Raw genomic sequence first — 19,148 nt, forward strand, 5'->3', positions numbered from 1 at the left:
ATAAAAGGTCGGTCATGAACAAATTTATTCCTACCCTTATTCTGTTACTTTCCCTGTTTGGATTAGCCTCCTGCCAAACACAAATAAGTAAAGATGTTTTTTCTGGTTGGAGCACAAGCGAAGTCAAAACACTAAAAACAGTTAACGATGATTTCACGGATTTACGGGCATTCGGTGATGCTATCGGCGATAAACGCATTGTTATGCTCGACGAACTCACCCACGGTGAAGGCAATATCTTTGCTTTAAAATCCCGCCTAATCGAATATCTACATAAAGAAAAAGGCTTTGATGTTTTTGCTATAGAAAGCGGTATTTTCGATGTGCATAACATTTGGCAAAATGAGAAAACACCCATCGCACAACAAGCTCCTGGCAATATTTTTTACATGTATGCCAACAGCAAAGAAGTCATTCCCTTATTCAACTATATCGACTCCACCCGAAGTAGTGATCGACCGCTAGAACTCGCCGGTTTTGATGGACGACTCAGCGGTGAGCTTTCCAAAAATATGCTCACAGCAAAGTTTGCCGAATATCTAAAATCCAAAAGCCTCTCAGACGAACAACGATCAACCTGGGAAGGATTTTCTACCATGGCAAGCGACTTGCTAAACGGTAAACTCAATGATGCAACACCCGAAGTGCAAGACCGTTTTTTTCAGGGTGTAAGTCAATTACGTGACGTCCTCGCTGATGACAGAGTCCCTTCCAGTGACCCGTATAATTCTGATTCCTACTGGCGACAAATAACCGATAGTTTAGCCAAAATGGCTGAAGTCTATTGGGGAATCAAGGAATTCCACGAACATGATCTGGTAATGGCGGACAATATTGATTGGATGCTAACCAAGGCTTACCCGAACAAAAAAATTATTCTCTGGGGACACTACATTCATCTCAATAAATACGGCAATTACGCAGAGTCATTAACCAACCCGGATAAACCCGCTTCAGAATATACTCGCGTTGATAACTTGACTTCTGCACTGGCAAAAAAATGGAAAGACGAAATCTATGTCGCGCACTTTACTGGAAGCCACGGCAGTTACATCGAATTCAGAGACATGAACACCGGCCATTTTTCAACCCGCGATAAAGCGCTTCTGGAAAATATAATCAAACCGGAAAATAGCGATACAGCTGTATTCGTGGACACTTCTACTACAGATCTCAATGCACCAGAACTGAATAAAATAAAAGTGTGGTCTCATGAATACAAAACCAAAATGCCACTTCGGGATGCACCCGACTACTGGGACGGCGTGTTTATTTTCCCGCAAATAACACCTGTGGATTACAATTATTAAGGTATTCTATGTATATAGGGCAAAACGCCCTATATACCCCCGTTCTTATTTTGGGCAAAACTCGCCATACCGACACAAACTATTCAGACATCAACTGCCCCAGTATTTTTCCAACCAACATATCGTCTACATGCCCCAGCTGGTTAACGCGAATTAAACCTTGTTTATCAATAATGATTAAGCTCGGAGTGCCGTTTAATCGATATGCGGACATTGTTTGGGGAATCGTAGAATCAGTTGATGCTTGATCTACCGCCACCGGGAAAGCCAACTTATATTCGTGAATAAACACATTTAATGCGTCAATGCCCATCACATCATGATGTTCAAACACGGAATGCAGCCCAATAAGAAGTATTTCTTCCGAAGAAAAAAGTTGAGACATTTTTTTGGCTTGCGGAATGCAATAGCTGATACATCCTGGGCACAACATCTGGAAAGCATAAATGACAATCACTTTCCCCCTATGCTCTTGAATACTCAGCTCCTTTTCAGTGTTAACCCAATTACTCACCTGAAGCTCAGGCGCATAAGTATGAATAAGAGGTTGCATATACACCACCTGCTAATAGGTGCCAAGCAACCTGCCTGGCACGAATCGAACTAAATCAAGCTGCTTTTACATCTTCAATAGATGCACCAAAATTAATATGAAAGACATTTCCCTCAATGACCAATGCAGGAACAGAAATAACGCCGCTCTTTTCAGCCTCTGCAATAAGTTCCGGTGAATCGCCAAGATGAACGACTTTCACCTCATACTCAGCCGGATTTAAGGCGCTTAGAAATTGCTGTTCAGCGGAAACACAGACGGGACAACCGGCATGATAGAAATAAGCTGTTTTCATAATTACTCTCCTAAGATAAAAATCGAATAGTGGTTATATTGCGCAATATAGTATCGAGTCGATACGACCATACTCTCAGCAAAATTACCCCTTGTCAACAAGGTTTTGACTCGATACCATTTCGGTATGACTTCCAACCTATACTCGATCATTGAACGACTATCCAACTTACTGCGCTCGGAATCCCGATCTCAAGGACAAGACCTCGGGCTTCAGCCAGTGCAGCACGAGGCATTGCATTACATATCACGATGTAACCGATATTCAGACACCCCCCAAGGCGTAACCGAATACCTTGGACTCACCAAAGGTACAGTCTCTCAGACTTTGAAAGTATTAGAGTCCCGAGGCCTGATAGAGAAGAAAAAAGACAGCGCAGACAAACGCATCACGCACTTGCAAATCACAGCCGCGGGAAGTAGCTACCTGACATCCACCACACCACCAGGAGACTTTCTTAAAGCTGTTGAGAGACTAGGACAGGAAAAAGTAACGGTGTTAAATGAATTACTCTGCGAGTTGCTAAAAGCGTATCAAACCTTGCAAGGCAGAGAGGGATTTGGGGTCTGCAAACAATGCAAATTTAATCAACGCAGAAAAGATGGGTTCTTCTGCGAGCTAACCCGGGAATCACTGAGCAGTGAAGATATTAGGCTTATTTGTAAAGAGTTTACCAAAACAATAAGTACTTAAAATAAATCTAAAGAGCATAAACGAAAAGAAAACATACCATAAGAGCGATATGAAAATATTCTCAAATGAAAACCAACATAAAAAACATCTCCATTCTCCATTAAAAAATTCATTAACATCTAGAGATCAAAGAAAAAACAAAAACCTAAAAAGAAAATACCGCGACAACATATCCGACACACAAACAAAAAAAACAATAAATATGACGTAGTTCTACAAAAATAATATCAACTGATATACCTTTTGACAAAGCAAAGAAATCGAGAAGGCAAGCATCTTTATCCCTACTCGCAGGATATGACTGAAACAGATATTAGATTTTAATAAAACAACTATAGTTGTTTGTTAAAAACCACCTCAAGACTGCGTTAACGCAAAATTGAGGTATCAATCATTAACAAGGGAGTTAATCAATGAGTAAAAAAATTACTATAATCGCGTTAATAGTCGTAGGTATAGCAGCGTCAATTGGTTCAGCTGTAGCTCAACCCCCTCCTCCTGAGTGGATATATCAGCAATGCATGGCATCGGGAATGTATACTGAAGAATACTGCAGAATGATCGCAGGACTCTGATTCTAATAGCTAGAAATAAGAAGTATTCAGCAATAAGTAGAATATGAGTTTTAATTCTGTTTAATTTCCAATTTGAGCTACTAAAGTATCATCTTTAGTAGCTCTATAAAAATATTTTTGCGAAAAGAGTACATTTTCAATTCATCCTGCCAGAAACGACACTAATTCGCATACACCGCTCTTTCACTTGCCCAGTGACGTAACTTAGCAATGTTTTCAGCCATAACAACGGATAAAGGTTGAGTTTTACATATCGCATCCATTATTCGGTCTGTATTAACGTTGGTGTTTCTAGCCGCAGCGGCGTAGGTTGCACTAACAATTGCCTGCTCGATTTCCGCACCGGTAAATCCTTCAGCGGCTTCAGCTAAAGTGCCGATATCGTAATGCTCTGGATCCAAACCACGTTTTTGTAAATGAATTAAGAAAATTGCCGAACGCATTTTAAGATCAGGTAAATCAACAAAGAAGATTTCGTCAAATCGACCTTTACGCATTAACTCTGGAGGAAGCTGACTGATATCGTTACTTGTTGCCACCACAAAAACCTGGCTACTTCGTTCAGACATCCAGGTTAACAACGACCCCAACAGTCTTTTAGACGTGGCATTGTCTGAGCCTTCTGTGGACATACCTTTTTCAATTTCGTCCATCCATAAGATACAGGGCGACATTAAATCAGCGAGCTTCAATGCCTCCCTTAAGTTTTTTTCCGTTTCCCCGACATATTTATTGTACAAAGCCCCCATATCCAGCCTCAGTAATGGCATACCCCATACACCGGCAATCGCCTTTGCAGCCAAGCTTTTACCACCACCTTGCACACCAAATAACAACACCCCCTTCGGAGGATCTAATTGGCTATCTCCGTCTTTTTGCATAGCATGCCGACGATCTTCTAACCATTTTTTCAGGTTAAACAGTCCCGCAACATTTTTTAGATGCTCAGTGCTGTATTCAAAATGCAATACGCCATCCATATCCATCAATTCAAATTTCGCACGGGTAATTTCCGGCAAGTCGGTTTCGGTAATCGCGCCGTCATCCGTTATCGCACCATGAGCAAGACGGCGAACATCTTGGTGGGGCAAGCCACGTAAGTTATTGACCAACTTCTGTAGCGTTGCATTATCGGTACGTATTTTGTGTTTACCATTTCTACTTGCCCACTTTTTCGCCTCTTCTCGAATAATATTTAATATCTCTTCGTCATTAGGCATAGATAAGCTGACAGAAACAGCAAAGCGGGTTAACTCAGGCGGGAGTTTCAAGCGATAGCTAAGCAGAATAATTTTGTGTGGATTGCTTTTATAGCCAAGAGCAATGTCCTTTAAATGTCGAACAATTTTGGGCTCATCCAAAAAGGGGTGAAAGTCGCAAAGAATAAACGCACTGGTTGGTTGTTTTTTGATAAATTGCAGTAGTTTTTCCGGTTCTGAATAATTCTCATCCTCTTTGGATTCGATACCAAAACCAAGGGGCCCTATCCCTTCAGATACAGACCAACGCATAGCGGGAATATTCGCCTGCCTGAACTGACTTTTCATTAATTCTATTGCACGTTGCTCGTCGTATGTTTCAACAACAATTAGTGAAATATTGGTTTTTAAAATTAAACGTAAGTCATTATTGTTCATAAAGCCGCTTAATGCCCCTGTCTTTTTATTTGTCTTTAGTATGAGCGTACACGCAGACAAAAAAAAGCCCCGACGAGTCGGGGCTGGCACCTTCACAACAAAGGCTAGCTTTTAAACTTTCTACGAGAAATGACCAGTCCAACCATTCCAATCATAACCAGGAACAAACTTCCATAATCAGGGGAACCAGCTGAAGCAGCAGAATTCATAATCATTGAATATTCAAAAGGAGCCGCAATTAGCACCGTTGACATAACCACTAAAAACGCAGTGATAAGTACTTTAGATAATTTCATATGTCATCTCCTATGTTTGAGTATCCAAATAACAGTCACACCTGACTGCACTCCCGTATTAGCAACATACGGGCCAACTTTTTTATGCAGTAAAATCAATTACTTATATCCACCCTCGCACTAAGATGTAAAATTAGCTGACAGACAAATACAGGCAAACAACACACTATTTGCATAGTCGAACCAGAACGGTATTATCACCAACACAAGCAGACCTCAATCTTTGAGCAACCGATATATGTCCTCACCAACAAAACTCACCGTTATCGACCTACTTATTGGTCAGTTTGATAACGCGTTACGCACCCTTTCAGATGGAACCCAACCACTCACCAGAGAGACGCCCAGCAATAGCATGGATGAGCTAGAACTGACGGATCACGAGAGAAAACACGCAGCAGGGCTAATGCGAGTAAACCATTCCGGGGAGGTGTGCGCTCAAGCCTTATACCAGGGACAAGCGCTCACAGCCAAGTTGCCAGAAGTACGCAAAGAAATGGAGCAGGCAGCAGACGAAGAAGTAGACCACTTAGCTTGGTGTGAAGAAAGAATAAGTGAACTGGGCAGCCACACTAGCTTGCTGAACCCGCTGTGGTACGGTTTATCTTTTGGTATCGGAGCAACTGCCGGCTTAATCAGTGACAAAATCAGCCTGGGCTTTGTAGCCGCAACAGAAGAACAGGTCTGTAAACATCTTGAAAGCCATCTGCAAAACTTACCTGCTCAAGATGAGAAATCTCGCGCGATTGTCAGTCAAATGCTGGAAGATGAAGCCAAACACGCCCACACGGCACTCGAAGCCGGCGGAGTGCGCTTTCCCGGCTTGATAAAAAGTGGAATGACCTTGATATCCAAGGCCATGACCAAAACCAGCTATAGAGTCTAGCCAGCCTTATTCAAACTCCCGAACTTCATAGCCGTGGGTAACCTCTACGCCCGCGGCTTCCATCATAATCGAAGCAGAGCAATACTTTTCCGCAGAAAGCTCGACCGCCTTCTTAACTTGTACCTCTTTGATACCCTGCCCAGTCACGATAAAGTTCATGTGAATTTTAGTAAACGGGGAAGGCACTCCTTCGGCTCTCTCTGCCGATAGCTCACAACGGCAATCAACCACCTTTTGCCTCGTTTTTTTCAAAATGCTCATCACATCAAAGGAGGCACAACCACCGAGGCCAATCAATATCATTTCCATTGGCCGAACCCCCATGTTTCGACCACCGTGATCGGGGGGACCATCCATAACAACGCTATGCCCACTCCCGGATTCACCCAAAAACATGGCTTCGCCAGCCCATTTAACAACTGCCTGCATGAAAATCACCCTAAGTTAAACGATATTTGCGGAATTTTGGCCGAAAGACTACCACATCATGAGACGTAAAAACTAAGCTGACAGATGAGTAACGCATTTTTTGCTGATAAAGGTGGCGTAATAATCTAACTGGATCACTTACTGAAAAACGCGACAACATAAAGTGTTCGGTTTTTTTACAGGAAAGCGTTATACTCCGAAGCTTATGAGGGTCTGAAACCTATGCAAATCAGGCTTTCAATTGAACAAAAATACACTGGATAAAATGTAGAGGGTACTATCTTGGTTGCTGTGTCATTAACGCCCCATATTCAAAACGTGGATGAGTTTTTAAGCCACTGCCATAGAAGACGTTATCCAGCAAAAAGCACGCTTATTTATGCGGGAGATAAAAGCGACTCTTTGTATTACATCATTAAAGGCTCGGTAACCGTTCTCATTGAAGATGAAGAAGGCCGGGAAATGATTGTAGCTTACCTTAATGATGGCGACTTCTTTGGGGAAATGGGCCTCTTCAACGAAGAGGAAGAGGAATCCAGAAGCGCCTGGGTTCGAGCTAAATCTGAATGTGAAATTGCTGAAATATCCTACGCAAAATTTCAGGAGCTTTCCGAAGAACATCCTGAATTTTTATTTGCCGTCGGCACACAAATGGCTCGCCGCCTGCGCAACACCACACGCAAAGTTGGCGACCTTGCATTTTTAGACGTAACCGGCCGGGTAGCACGAACCTTGCTGGATTTGTGTAAAGAACCGGATGCAATGACTCACCCAGATGGAATGCAAATCAAAATTACCCGCCAAGAGATAGGCAGAATTGTTGGCTGCTCACGGGAAATGGTTGGGAGAGTTTTAAAAACTCTTGAAGATCAAGGCCTGGTCTCTGTCAAAGGCAAAACCATGGTGGTATTTAACACTCGTTAACATAAAAAAGCCCGGCTCTGCCGGGCTTTTTAGTTCAACCTCTAACACTCAAACAAACATCTTTAAGCTGTTTCAAACAGCTCATTCAGTTTTTCTCCAGGGTTTTCTGCTCGCATAAATGATTCACCAACAAGAAAGGCATTTACGCCCCTTTCATGCATCACATTAACATCATCACGAACTAAAATTCCGCTTTCAGTCACCACAATTTTGTCCTGTGGAATATCTGCAAGCAAATCAAAAGTCGTCTGCAAAGAAACATCGAATGTATGTAAATTTCTATTATTAATTCCAACCAACTTATTGGGCAAATCCAGAGCCAACTCCAACTCTTGACGATCGTGAACCTCAACCAAGACATCCATACCCAACTCCAGAGCCTGTGCATTTAGCTCTTCTAACTGCGTTTTTTCCAATGCAGAAACGATCAACAAAATACAATCGGCACCAATAGCCCTCGCCTCGACCACTTGGTAAGGATCAACCAGAAAGTCTTTACGTATAACAGGCAACTGAGTCGCAGCCCGCGCCTGCATTAAAAAACGATCAGCTCCCTGAAAAAAATCCACATCAGTTAAAATAGAAAGACACGCCGCACCACCATGCTCATAGCTTTTGGCAATTGCCTCCGGATCAAAATCTTCCCTAATAACACCTTTACTTGGCGACGCTTTCTTTATTTCAGCAATAACAGCAGATTTATTTCTTTGAATTTTTGCTTCTATTGCATGAACAAATCCGCGGCATCCAGACTGTTCGCTTACCATGCCCTCCAAATCGGAAAAACTAATTCGCGAGCGCCGCTCAACAACCTCATCGTACTTACGAGCAATTATTTTTTTTAATATAGTAGGAGTGTCAGACACAATAAATACCTAAAGTAATTCTCTACGAGTAATTGAATTTATATATTAGTGAATTCAACCAGTTCTTTTATTTTTTCTTTTGCCAGACCTGAGGCAATTGCATCCTCAGCCAAAGCCACACCTTCTTTAAAATCAGAGGCAATGCCACTAACATAAATAGCAGCACCCGCATTAAGAGCGATAATTGAAGCCGCTTTTCTGGTCGTCTCGTCACCTTTTCCAGATAGAGCGTCCCGTATTAAATTCAGAGATTCCTCCGCAGTTGAAACAGCCAAACCACTAAGATCATCATATCCATGACCAAACTCTGCCGGCTCAATCGAATATTCACTGACCACACCGTCTTTAAGCTCAGCGATACAGGCAGGGGCAGCGACAGATAATTCATCCAGACCATCTTCTGAATGCACCACCATAACATGCTCACTACCTAACCGCCCCAAAACCTCCGCCAATGGCTTACACAATTTTTTGTCAAAGACACCCAATACTTGACGCTTAACGCCAGCAGGGTTCGTAAGCGGGCCTAACATATTAAAAATTGTACGCTGACCAAGCTCCTTACGCGGACCAATTGCGTACTTCATCGCCCCATGATGGGCCGGCGCAAACATAAAGCCGACTCCCAAAGTCTCAATAGCCCTGGCAACCACATCAGACGAGACTGAAAGATTTACACCCGCCGCCTCAAGTACATCAGCACTTCCCGTGGAACTGGAAACAGAACGATTACCATGTTTGGCAACCTTCCCCCCCGCTGCTGCCACCACAAACGCAGACGCGGTGGAAACATTAAACAAGCTGGCGCCATCTCCTCCCGTCCCACAGGTATCGATAAGATTATCCGCGGACACGTTTACCTTAGCGGCTAATTCCCGCATTACTCGCGCAGCCCCCACGACCTCGTCGATCGTCTCCCCTTTCATTCGTAAAGCAACCAGAAATCCGCCTATTTGGGCATCGGTTGCCTCTCCAGACATGATTGCACGCATAACCGAAATCATATCTTCTTCAGATAAGTCCTGGCGATTGATTACCGCCGCAATAGCTTCTCGAATGCTCATTATTCTTCTTCCATTCAATAAAAATACGCGAATCTGAAAAAGTTACGCGCTTAAAAAATTCTGTAATAGCAAATGACCGTGATCACTCAAGATTGACTCGGGATGGAACTGCACCCCCTCGATAGGCATTGTCTTGTGACGAACCCCCATAATTTCGTCAATCTCACCATTTTCATCTTCAGTCCACGCAGTAATCTCTAGCTCATTTGGCAAAGTTTCTTTTTCGATCACCAGAGAGTGATAGCGTGTGGCCGTGAACGGGTTCGCCAAAGAGGAAAATACGCCGGTATTTTTGTGATGGATGGGTGAGGTTTTACCATGCATCACCTGCCTTGCCCTCACAATTTTCCCACCAAAAGCCTGACCAATGCTTTGGTGCCCAAGGCAAATACCCAATATCGGCAAACGGCCTGCGAAACGCTGAATCACCTCAATGGAGACTCCAGCCTCATTAGGTGTACATGGACCAGGAGAAATAACGATTCGTTCTGGCGACATAGCTTCAATTTCGTCCACCGAACATTCATCATTACGGACCACTACCACTTCGGCATCAAGCTCGGTGAGATACTGAACCACGTTGTAAGTAAACGAATCATAATTATCTATCATTAACAGCATGGATATACTCACCATAGTCAAAAACGAAGCTGGGCATTATAGGTTGTCGAAGGAAAAAATTCAGCGAATAGCATAAACTCGTCCACCCCGCTCACCCACAAAAAAACGAATTGTCATCTAAATTTTTGTGTAAAAAACGCCAAAAACGTCGACTTACTTTACACTTGTAGTTATTTTTTTATATTCTGAGCGAGCTTGCCTCTAATAATTTATAAGACTTAGTTATAATAGGGTTAAGAATGTTGTTTTCTATGCCAACCTAAGCATAAGTAAACTAACCTATTTTTCGGCTTTTTTGGGTAGACATTTACTGATTTTCAGTGTTATTTCGCAACAAATAGTATATCCATACAAAAAACTGTGAATTTCAGGCGTTTAATACCTCTGTTTCTAACGACACAGAAATGTGACACGGTTCTCGCATATAAAGTTAACCAGTTTCTACATATTGAGTAGGAATGAAATGTGCATGAGTATAGACAAAATTGGACTTAATGCTGTCTTTCTAGACGAAAAAAACGAATCTCAGCTATGGCACCTAGATATAAAAAACCAGACCACTTGGAAGTAGTCCCTTCACGGGACGGTCATACTGTGCGCCCACCAAAACTTCTCAAGCACATACAACAACATGCCAGCGAAGGATTCGTTCGCTTAATTGAGCATATGTTTGCCGCAACAGACGACCTTTTCTACGACTTATCAAAAAGAGCGTCCAGCAACAACGAGGAAAACCTCTATTTTGAATCTATGCGAGAAATTCGCATCAAGAAACAAGGGGTAAGTAACGCATTCCTGCACGAGTTTGATAATTACTTTACCAGCCTGCTTAGCGATCAAGGCACAGAAGAACACCGTTCTGCTGAAGAAGAGCCTTCCAGCAGCAGTTTATCCCTGGTAGAGGGAGACGAACTCGAGATAGATCTGGCTTTGAATAACATGAAAGCCAGAACGCGTGACACATACAAAGAGGAATTGTATGAACTGACAATACGCCTGGATCACCTGTTAATGCAGTATGAAGTGACCGAGGAAAACAACCCTCTGGATCCTCAGCAACTGGCCAATGCCTTTGTTGATGCCTGCGAAGAGCAACTCAGCATTAACATCAAGACCAGGCTGATCCTGTTTAAACTATTCGAGAAGCACGTTCTCAAACAATTAGGCCATATCTACTCTGATGCCAACCAATTGCTAATTGATGCCGGCATCCTACCTAAAGTCCCTAAAAATCTCGACAACCGTGGTGCGGATAAAGCAGAGCCCCATAGCGTTTCGAGTGATGCTGCGATCGTTACTCCGAGCCCAGACCCAAGCCAACAGCAAATTAATTTTCGTCTGGATATAGGCTCTCTAAGCGCTTTAATGGCAAGCGCCCGCTCTTCCAATACGAACATCTTTGCAGCAAGCAGAGCGGAATCCGGTAATGGCAGGTTTCAGTATTACACCTATGCCAACAACCCCGGCCCACTTATGGCCTCACCGGAGCTGGCCGCACTTTTATCCAAGACACAGCCAATTGTCGATAAACAGCTCGCCGCTAACGACCCGAAAAACCTGGTTGGGGAAATCGTAAGACAACTATTGGCCCGACGCGATCCAGCTACACCACAAGCTCTTGAACAACCAGACGAAGACATTATCAATCTGGTTGCCATGTTCTTTGATACCATACTGGAAGATGAGAACCTGCCAATCGCGGTTCAATCCCTGGTATGTCGTTTACAGATTCCCATACTGCGCGTTGCCCTGAAGGATAAAACCTTCCTTACTAATGAGGAGCACCCTGCTCGCAAACTCATCAACGTGATCACCCATATCGGTATCAGTTTTGATGACACCAAACCACTTGAGCGCGACCAGTTGTACTTGAACATGGTTGAAGGTGTGCAAACCATCAACAGACAGTACAAAACCAACGAGCAAGTTTTCTCTACTGTTTATGACGACCTTAAACAGCAATGGGACAAAGAATCTCGTAAGTCCGTGGTGGTTGAGCAACGTATCCAACAAGCGGAAGAAGGCAAATCGAAAATCAAAAATGCCCGTGATTACGCACAAACCTCTCTTTACGAGAAAATGCGTAACACTGAGCTACCAGACGCAATCAGCAGCTTTCTGACTAATACTTGGTTGCAGGTACTAGTAATCACTTATCTAAAAAGTGGCGACAAAAGCCCCGAGTGGATTGAAGCAGACCAATTGGCCTCGGATTTAATTTGGCTATGCCAAAAACATGAAAGTGACCGCTCAATTGCCCGCGCTCAGCGTCTGACCCCAGAAGTATTAGACCGTATCGAGACTGGTTTGGAAGCCGCAATCGATAATCCGGAAACCCGTTCTTCGAAAGTTTCTCAGATTGAAGAAGTTCTCTCTAACCTAAACAACAACAGAGAGTCCATCGAATATCGCCAGTTGGATGAAAACCAGAAACAAACTCTAGGCCGCTCAGAAAGCGACCAAAAATCCTGGGAAGAAATGACTGCACTTGAGCGTCAGCAGTCTAAATACGAAGAGCTATCCAGTCAGTTTTACCTCAAGGCTAAGGACATGCCAGAAGGAGTCTGGATCGAATACACTGACGAACAGACCGGCACCATCACCCGCTGTAAGCTCAGTGCAAAGATAAATTCAGATACCTATCTGTTTGTGAATCGTTTGGGACTCAAGGTACTAGAAAAGACTCGCAGACAGTTTGCCTACGATATGCAATTTAAGCGCGCACGTATTTTGGACTCCACCCCAGTGTTTGAACGCCTAATGGATAAAATTGTTTCTCATCTTACTCAGGCAGCCTAATTAACAAGCCTCAAATGTCGGGGAACAGCAAAACAATAAAGTGCGTTCCTCGATATAGTCCCCCCCACTTTTTTGATATGCTTCCTTTTTTTGACTGGTAGTACCCCATGGAATTTAGTGTTGTTACACAAAATGCTTTTCTAAGCGCCGCAGGCCTCTCGTTTGCCTTAACCCTGGCGCTATTACTACTGACATTCCGCTCAAAGTATCACTGGTCTCTTCCTCTGGCCGCATTTGTACAAACACTCTGGTTAGTTACCCTCGCAGGCGTTAACCAGTGGTTCCAGATAAACCTGAAAATATTACTGTTCGCAGAAGCATTACACTATTCTCTCTGGCTACTTGCACTTATACAGGTGACACAGCAATTCAGCCCCAAAATACTGCCGGGCTCCTACAAATATTCGGTTATGAGTATTTGCTTTATCGCCATACTGTTAACCGGCACCAACACGCAAATCGATATACTCGGTTCAACACCTGCGACTCTGGTGCTCTGGCAAGGTATATTTCTCTCTATCGCAGGACTCTTAGCGGTTGAGCAGCTTTATCGCAACGTGCTTAACCTTCGGTTTATTAAACTACTCTGCATTGGATTGGGCGTATGCTTCGCTTTCGATGCATACCTCTTTTCCCAAAACCTGGTTTTTACTAAGCTCGGCCCAGATTTCTGGCAGATCCGTGCTGCCGTATCCATGGCCACCAGCGTACTTCTCGCCCTCGGCGCCCTGACGTTCAATCATGAAGAACAACAGTCAGTCCGACTGTCGCTATCCCGCCCTGTTGCGTTTTACACAACCTCACTCTCTATTGCAGGCATGATGCTGTGCGTATTAGCTATCGGCGGTTATTACGTACAAATAAAGGGTGGGAACTGGGGCACAATTATTTACACCCTTATTCTGGTTGGAGGCCTGTTAATCATCGCCTTTACCTTTATTTCCAGAACCTTGCGTGAAAACCTGAACGTATGGATCAATAAACACTTATTTAGCCATAAATACGATTACCGCGCAGAATGGTTAAAACTGATCAACCAGCTTTCTCAGCCAACGGAACCAGAAGAAGTTCCATCCCTGGCCATCAATGTAGTCTCCGACGTATTTAAATGCCATGGAGGAGCACTTTGGCTAATGCGCGGCAAAGTTCTGGTTCCAGTAAAGCAAGTACATATGGGAATTAACATCGCCAATGCTTTTGAACCGGATGACAGCCGATTCACCAAAGCTTTGCGCGAAGAGGAATGGGTGTTTTGCCCAAAATCCAGCGACCCGGAACTCTCCCAGAGAAACGAATACCTCCCGGACTGGATTTTAGATATAGAAAATCTCTGGCTGATACTGCCACTATTAAGCGAAACCCACTTGGTTGGATTCATGGCGCTGGCCGAACCCAAAACTGGCGCATCGCTTAATTGGGAAGACCTAGATTTATTAAAAACCGTGGGCAGACAAGTTGCTGCGTTTTTAAAACGACACGAACAATCAGAGCAATTAACCGAGTCCAGGCAATTTGATGCGTTTAACAAGCTCTCCGCTTTTGTTATGCACGACCTTAAGAATCTGATAGCTCAGCAATCACTGGTTGTAAAAAATGCAGAAAAACACAAAGACAACCCTGCTTTCGTTGAAGATGCTATTCAGACAGTAAGCAACTCGGTTGCGCGCATGAGCAACCTACTGCGCAAGTTGCAACACAACGAACCGGAATCGGTTAAAACCCTGACTCTTCAGGACGTATTGATTGAAGCCGTCAGTCGCTGCCAGAAATCCTCCCCCGCCGCCAAGCTGGGGCCCGTTGACCCGGGTATAAAAATTAAAGCGGACTTTGATAGCTTGACGATGGTATTCACCCACATAATACAAAACGCGCAAGACGCCACCCCCGCTGAAGGCTATGTTGACATCGATACTCGAAACGAGAAAGACAACGTAGTCATCAGCATTGAAGACAACGGTATAGGCATGGATGACGAATTTATTAATGAGCGCTTATTCAAACCGTTTGAAACCACGAAAAGTGGGAAAGGTATGGGCATCGGAGTATACCAAGCAAAAGAATACACTCAAAACCTTGGGGGCACGATTTCAGTAGAAAGTTCGCCTGGAGAGGGAACGACCTTTATAATTACCCTCCCAATATTAAAAACCTCTCACCAAACTACCGAAGACTAGGCAGACAATAACAACGTGAGTAACAACAAACCTAAACTACTAATTGTTGAAGACGATCCGGGACTACAGAGCCAATTACGCTGGCATTTTGACCAATACGAAGTAGTCGTTGCAGGCACAAGAGAAGAGGCCATAGCAGCGGTACGTCTTCACGAGCCACCCATTATTCTTCAGGATTTGGGCTTACCTCCCGATGACGAAGGTGTTGATGAAGGGTTTCGTTGTATTCGGGAAATCTCAACACTCTCACCGACATCGAAAATCATTGTCATGACCGGCAACGCCGATTATGAAAATGCAGTCCGAGCGGTAGCAATGGGTGCCTACGACTTTTACCAAAAGCCGGTGGAAGAGGAAACTCTCGACCTGATATTGCAACGCGCCTATCACATGCATTCGCTTGAGGAGGAGAATCGCATTCAGCAGGAACAAGATATTACTCCGTTAAATGGTGTAATTGCTTGTGATCCATCCATGCTGAAGATCTGCAGGACCATCGAAAAACTGGCTCCCAGCGAGGTCACCTGCACCCTGACAGGTGAAAGTGGCACAGGGAAAGAAGTACTCGCCAAAGCCTTACATCGCCTAAGCCCAAGAAAAGACAACCGAATGGTTGCGATTAACTGTGCAGCAGTACCCGAAAACCTCATGGAAAGTGAACTTTTCGGCTACGAAAAAGGCGCTTTCACCGGGGCCAACAAACGCACTCTAGGTAAAGTCGAAACAGCTAACGGCGGCACACTATTTCTCGACGAAATTGGTGATATGCCCCTCCCCCTGCAAGCAAAGCTGTTACGGTTTTTACAAGAACGTGTCATTGAGCGCGTTGGTGGACGAGAAGAGATTCCAGTCGATGTACGTGTTGTCTGTGCGACCAATAAAAACCTGCAGCAGATGGTGGCAGAAAATACCTTTCGGGAAGACTTGTATTACCGGATATGCGAGATGGAAATCCGCATTCCACCACTTCGCGATCGCCAGGGAGATAAACTGCTGCTTGCCCGGCATTTCCTGAAAAAATATGCGGAGCAAAATAATCAAACCATTACCGGCTTTACTTCTGAAGCAACCGAAGCCATTGAGGCATACAGTTGGCCTGGCAACATTCGTGAAATGGAGAACAGAGTCAAGCGCGGCGTGGTAATGTGCGAAAACAAACAGATATCTTCGGAAGATCTCGGGCTGATCTCGGAAGAAAGCTTGAACTTAAACCTTCGCCAAGTGAGACAAAACGCCGAGCGAGCAGCGATACTAAGAGCCATGAGCATGGTCGAAGGTAATATCTCTGCTACCGCCAAGCTGCTGGGCGTTACTCGCCCCACCCTTTACGATCTCATCAAGAAATACAATATTCAGCTACCAAATGATTAAGGCAGCCCATTGTTAAAACACGTAAATAAAACACCGCCCCAATGGCGGTGTTTTATTATCCACCGAAAAATAGCCTTCTATATAAATTGAGGCGAAAGCTTCTCCTCGCTTGCAGGCCAATCATTTGCTTATTAGAAATGACCGCTAGAAAGAAAGGAAATTGGCAAGCACTATCTCAGAGACAAAAAAAAGCGCCAATAAAGGCGCTCTTTTCTTACACTATCCAATAAAATCCTAAAGGTGGTTAAACACCATACCGGCCAGGCGTTTGGGACCAATCGCATCAATTGAAGCCTGGATCTTCGCTTCAGTCACCTTACCATAAGGCACAACCAGAATAACAAAATCGCACAAACTGGCCATGATACGCGTATCAGCGGAGTACTCACCAACGGACGGGGCATCAATCAGAATATAGCGGTCGGAATAACGAGACTTAAGCTCTTCCAGGAAAGCCTGCATACGCTTGGACGAAAGTCGCTCGGTTGCGCCTTCCGTATTGCCGCCAGCCGGAATCACCCGAACCCGCGGAATACCCGAAGCATAAACAATGGACTCGATGCCCATGTCGCCACGATCCAGATAATCCGTTAACCCCACCTCGGCGTCTGTAACAATCAACGAATCCACAGAAGGAGAGTAGAAGTTACAATCGACCACCAAAGACGTGCGGGTTTTATCCAATGCGATCGCAGCAGCCAGGTTATTCACCACATACGAACAACCGCCATCAGGTACCACGGAGGTCACCATGCATACAAAGTTTTGGCCGTTGGACTTGGCATAAACCCGAGTCCGGAGGTCACGAAAAACTTTCAGCAACTGCTCGTTAGAAGTGCCCTGATAGAGGATTTTATATTTATCGAGCTCAGCCTGCGAAAACCGATGGATCTCCGACATGCGCTCAATACGTGCGTCAGTGTTGATTTTTGCACTTTCAATACTTGCGACTTTACGTTCCAAAAACCACTCCTCTCGAGGTTAACCTCATTTATTGGGCGTAGAATACACGCCTCTTCCGTAAAAACGAACAATATAACAATAACTTAGTACTATATATAGGCAAAGTTTCAAGCGAATGAATGAAAACAATCGCGTCAGATTAGCCTTCAGACTGATTTGCCCAGTCAATCGCAGAAAACAGAGCCCGAGCCTTATTCATGGTTTCTTTCCATTCCAGACGAGGCTGAGAATCCGCAACCACACCCGCTCCAGCCTGAACAAAGACCTTACCATCTTTAATAACAGCGGTACGAATCGCAATGGCCGTATCCATATTCCCATCCCATGACATATAACCAACCGCGCCACCATAGATACCGCGTTTTTCCGGTTCCAACTCATCGATGATTTCCATTGCCCGAATTTTGGGGGCTCCGGAAAGTGTGCCAGCTGGCAGGGCTGCGCGTAGCACATCCATCGCCGACATACCTTCTTTAAGCTGACCTGTCACGTTCGACGTAATGTGCATCACATGGGAAAAACGTTCGACCACCATTTTCTCTGTCAGTTTCACAGAACCCGACTGAGCAACACGACCCACATCATTGCGGCCCAAATCAATCAGCATTAAGTGCTCAGCAATTTCCTTGGGATCGTTAACCAGATCCTGCTCTAATGCCAGGTCTTCCTCTTCGGTATGACCCCTGCGGCGCGTACCCGCAATAGGACGCACAGTCATTTCACCATCTTCAAGCCGAGCCAGGATTTCCGGGCTTGAGCCAACCACATGGTGATCGCTCATATCCAGAAAGTACATGTAGGGAGAAGGGTTCAAGCAACGCAAAGCTCGATAGAGGTTTATCGGCTCAGAGGAGAATGGCAAACTCAAACGCTGGGACAGAACCACCTGCATGGTATCGCCAGCAAGGACATACTCTTTAATGGTATCGACGCCTTGCTTAAAGTTCTCCTCACCGAATGAGGAGACCACATCTTTTTCGCAGTGACTTTTACCATTCGCAGCAGGAACATACTGACCATTCAAATGAGGAATCTCAGGTAAAGCCTGACGAAGCTGGTTTTCCAACTCATCCAGACGGCTAACAGCCTGCTCATAGCTACCGCCTTCGGCGGGAGACTGATGAACAATCAAATGCAACTTGCCCTGCAAGTTATCGAACACCAAAACCTCATCAGAAATCACTAATAAGATATCGGGGGTGCCGATAGTATCTTGGTTGACTAAAGGCTTAAGCTTTGGTTCGACATATCGCACACAGTCATAGCCAAAATACCCCACCAAACCACCGGAGAACTTAGGCAGACCAGCAACGACCGGAACATTAAATTCCTTTTTAAAACCTTCGATAAATGTGAGGGGGTCTTCTGACTCAAGCTCTTCGATTACCGCACCGTCTTTGATAATACGGATATTATCTCCACGGACTTCAAGACGTTCACGAGCAGGCAGGCCAATAATGGAGTATCGCCCCCACTTTTCGCCGCCCTGTACAGATTCAAATAAATAGGAATAGTGACCTTTAGCAAGTTTGATATAACTGGATAAAGGGGTTTCAGTATCCGCCAGAACTTCACGCGTTACGGGGATCCTGGCATAGCCCTGCTGGGCTAATTGTTCAAATTCTTCTTTTTTCATGGTTGTGCTCTTTGTTCGTTGACAGTTTTCAGGTGAACGTGTTTTCACGTACGACG

At 44.5% G+C, this 19,148-nt stretch carries 17 protein-coding genes; 7 read left to right on the plus strand and 10 right to left on the minus strand.

What is annotated here, in order from left to right:
* Positions 1-14: 14 nt before the first annotated feature.
* Entirely contained in the window at positions 15-1,310 is a 1,296-nt protein-coding gene (locus P5V12_RS16505; protein WP_316954191.1) for an erythromycin esterase family protein, read from the plus strand.
* Positions 1,311-1,389: 79 nt separating this feature from the next.
* Here P5V12_RS16505 and P5V12_RS16510 read toward each other — a convergent pair whose 3' ends face one another.
* Positions 1,390-1,863, minus strand: a complete 474-nt coding sequence (locus P5V12_RS16510) for a redoxin domain-containing protein (RefSeq protein ID WP_316954192.1) — start codon at positions 1,861-1,863, stop codon at positions 1,390-1,392.
* Between the two features lie 55 nt (positions 1,864-1,918).
* Positions 1,919-2,158, minus strand: coding sequence for a thioredoxin family protein (locus P5V12_RS16515; protein WP_316954193.1), 240 nt, complete (start codon positions 2,156-2,158; stop codon positions 1,919-1,921).
* Positions 2,159-2,284: 126 nt separating this feature from the next.
* Here P5V12_RS16515 and P5V12_RS16520 point away from each other — a divergent pair, with 126 nt between their 5' ends.
* Positions 2,285-2,851 (plus strand): helix-turn-helix domain-containing protein, encoded by a 567-nt coding sequence (locus P5V12_RS16520; protein ID WP_316954194.1) that lies wholly within the window; start codon positions 2,285-2,287, stop codon positions 2,849-2,851.
* 736 nt (positions 2,852-3,587) lie between these two features.
* Here P5V12_RS16520 and P5V12_RS16525 read toward each other — a convergent pair.
* Positions 3,588-5,063, minus strand: a complete 1,476-nt coding sequence (locus P5V12_RS16525) for an AAA family ATPase (protein WP_316954195.1) — start codon at positions 5,061-5,063, stop codon at positions 3,588-3,590.
* 104 nt (positions 5,064-5,167) lie between these two features.
* A complete protein-coding gene (locus P5V12_RS16530; RefSeq protein WP_316954196.1) occupies positions 5,168-5,359 on the minus strand; it encodes a hypothetical protein in 192 nt (63 codons plus the stop codon).
* A 238-nt stretch (positions 5,360-5,597) separates the two neighbouring features.
* Between P5V12_RS16530 and coq7 the strand changes: the two genes are divergently transcribed.
* A complete protein-coding gene (gene coq7 / locus P5V12_RS16535; protein ID WP_316954197.1) occupies positions 5,598-6,245 on the plus strand; it encodes a 2-polyprenyl-3-methyl-6-methoxy-1,4-benzoquinone monooxygenase in 648 nt (215 codons plus the stop codon).
* A gap of 6 nt (positions 6,246-6,251) precedes the next feature.
* On the opposite strand, the gene P5V12_RS16540 is transcribed toward coq7, so the two are convergent.
* On the minus strand, positions 6,252-6,674 hold the full coding sequence (locus tag P5V12_RS16540; RefSeq protein ID WP_316954198.1) for an OsmC family protein: 423 nt from the start codon (positions 6,672-6,674) through the stop codon (positions 6,252-6,254).
* A 282-nt stretch (positions 6,675-6,956) separates the two neighbouring features.
* Here P5V12_RS16540 and crp point away from each other — a divergent pair, with 282 nt between their 5' ends.
* Positions 6,957-7,598 (plus strand): cAMP-activated global transcriptional regulator CRP, encoded by a 642-nt coding sequence (crp, locus tag P5V12_RS16545; RefSeq protein ID WP_316954199.1) that lies wholly within the window; start codon positions 6,957-6,959, stop codon positions 7,596-7,598.
* Between the two features lie 62 nt (positions 7,599-7,660).
* On the opposite strand, the gene trpC is transcribed toward crp, so the two are convergent.
* From trpC to P5V12_RS16560, 3 genes are read right to left on the minus strand one after another with little or no spacing between them, the layout of a single operon-like run.
* The gene (gene trpC / locus P5V12_RS16550) at positions 7,661-8,464 is read right to left on the minus strand and encodes an indole-3-glycerol phosphate synthase TrpC (protein ID WP_316954200.1); all 804 of its coding nucleotides are present in this window, start codon (positions 8,462-8,464) and stop codon (positions 7,661-7,663) included.
* Positions 8,465-8,502: 38 nt separating this feature from the next.
* Entirely contained in the window at positions 8,503-9,528 is a 1,026-nt protein-coding gene (gene trpD / locus P5V12_RS16555; RefSeq protein WP_316954201.1) for an anthranilate phosphoribosyltransferase, read from the minus strand.
* Positions 9,529-9,570: 42 nt separating this feature from the next.
* A complete protein-coding gene (locus tag P5V12_RS16560) occupies positions 9,571-10,149 on the minus strand; it encodes an aminodeoxychorismate/anthranilate synthase component II (protein WP_316954202.1) in 579 nt (192 codons plus the stop codon).
* A 531-nt stretch (positions 10,150-10,680) separates the two neighbouring features.
* Between P5V12_RS16560 and P5V12_RS16565 the strand changes: the two genes are divergently transcribed.
* The 3 genes from P5V12_RS16565 to prsR all read left to right on the plus strand — a co-directional run bounded on the left by P5V12_RS16565 (position 10,681) and on the right by prsR (position 16,493).
* Entirely contained in the window at positions 10,681-12,948 is a 2,268-nt protein-coding gene (locus P5V12_RS16565) for a DUF1631 domain-containing protein (protein ID WP_316954203.1), read from the plus strand.
* A gap of 107 nt (positions 12,949-13,055) precedes the next feature.
* The gene (gene prsK, locus P5V12_RS16570) at positions 13,056-15,122 is read left to right on the plus strand and encodes an XrtA/PEP-CTERM system histidine kinase PrsK (protein WP_316954204.1); all 2,067 of its coding nucleotides are present in this window, start codon (positions 13,056-13,058) and stop codon (positions 15,120-15,122) included.
* Between the two features lie 15 nt (positions 15,123-15,137).
* Positions 15,138-16,493, plus strand: a complete 1,356-nt coding sequence (prsR, locus tag P5V12_RS16575) for a PEP-CTERM-box response regulator transcription factor (RefSeq protein WP_316954205.1) — start codon at positions 15,138-15,140, stop codon at positions 16,491-16,493.
* Between the two features lie 234 nt (positions 16,494-16,727).
* Here the strand turns inward: prsR and P5V12_RS16580 are convergent, their stop codons facing one another.
* Together P5V12_RS16580 and trpE are read right to left on the minus strand one after the other, a co-directional pair.
* Positions 16,728-17,456 carry an XRE family transcriptional regulator gene (locus P5V12_RS16580; protein WP_316954206.1) on the minus strand — a complete coding sequence of 243 codons (729 nt, stop codon included), beginning with the start codon at positions 17,454-17,456 and terminating at the stop codon, positions 16,728-16,730.
* A 139-nt stretch (positions 17,457-17,595) separates the two neighbouring features.
* On the minus strand, positions 17,596-19,092 hold the full coding sequence (trpE, locus tag P5V12_RS16585; RefSeq protein WP_316954207.1) for an anthranilate synthase component I: 1,497 nt from the start codon (positions 19,090-19,092) through the stop codon (positions 17,596-17,598).
* Positions 19,093-19,148: the final 56 nt, after the last annotated feature.

Origin of the sequence: Teredinibacter sp. KSP-S5-2, assembly GCF_032773895.1 — a bacterium.
Lineage (GTDB): Bacteria > Pseudomonadota > Gammaproteobacteria > Pseudomonadales > Cellvibrionaceae.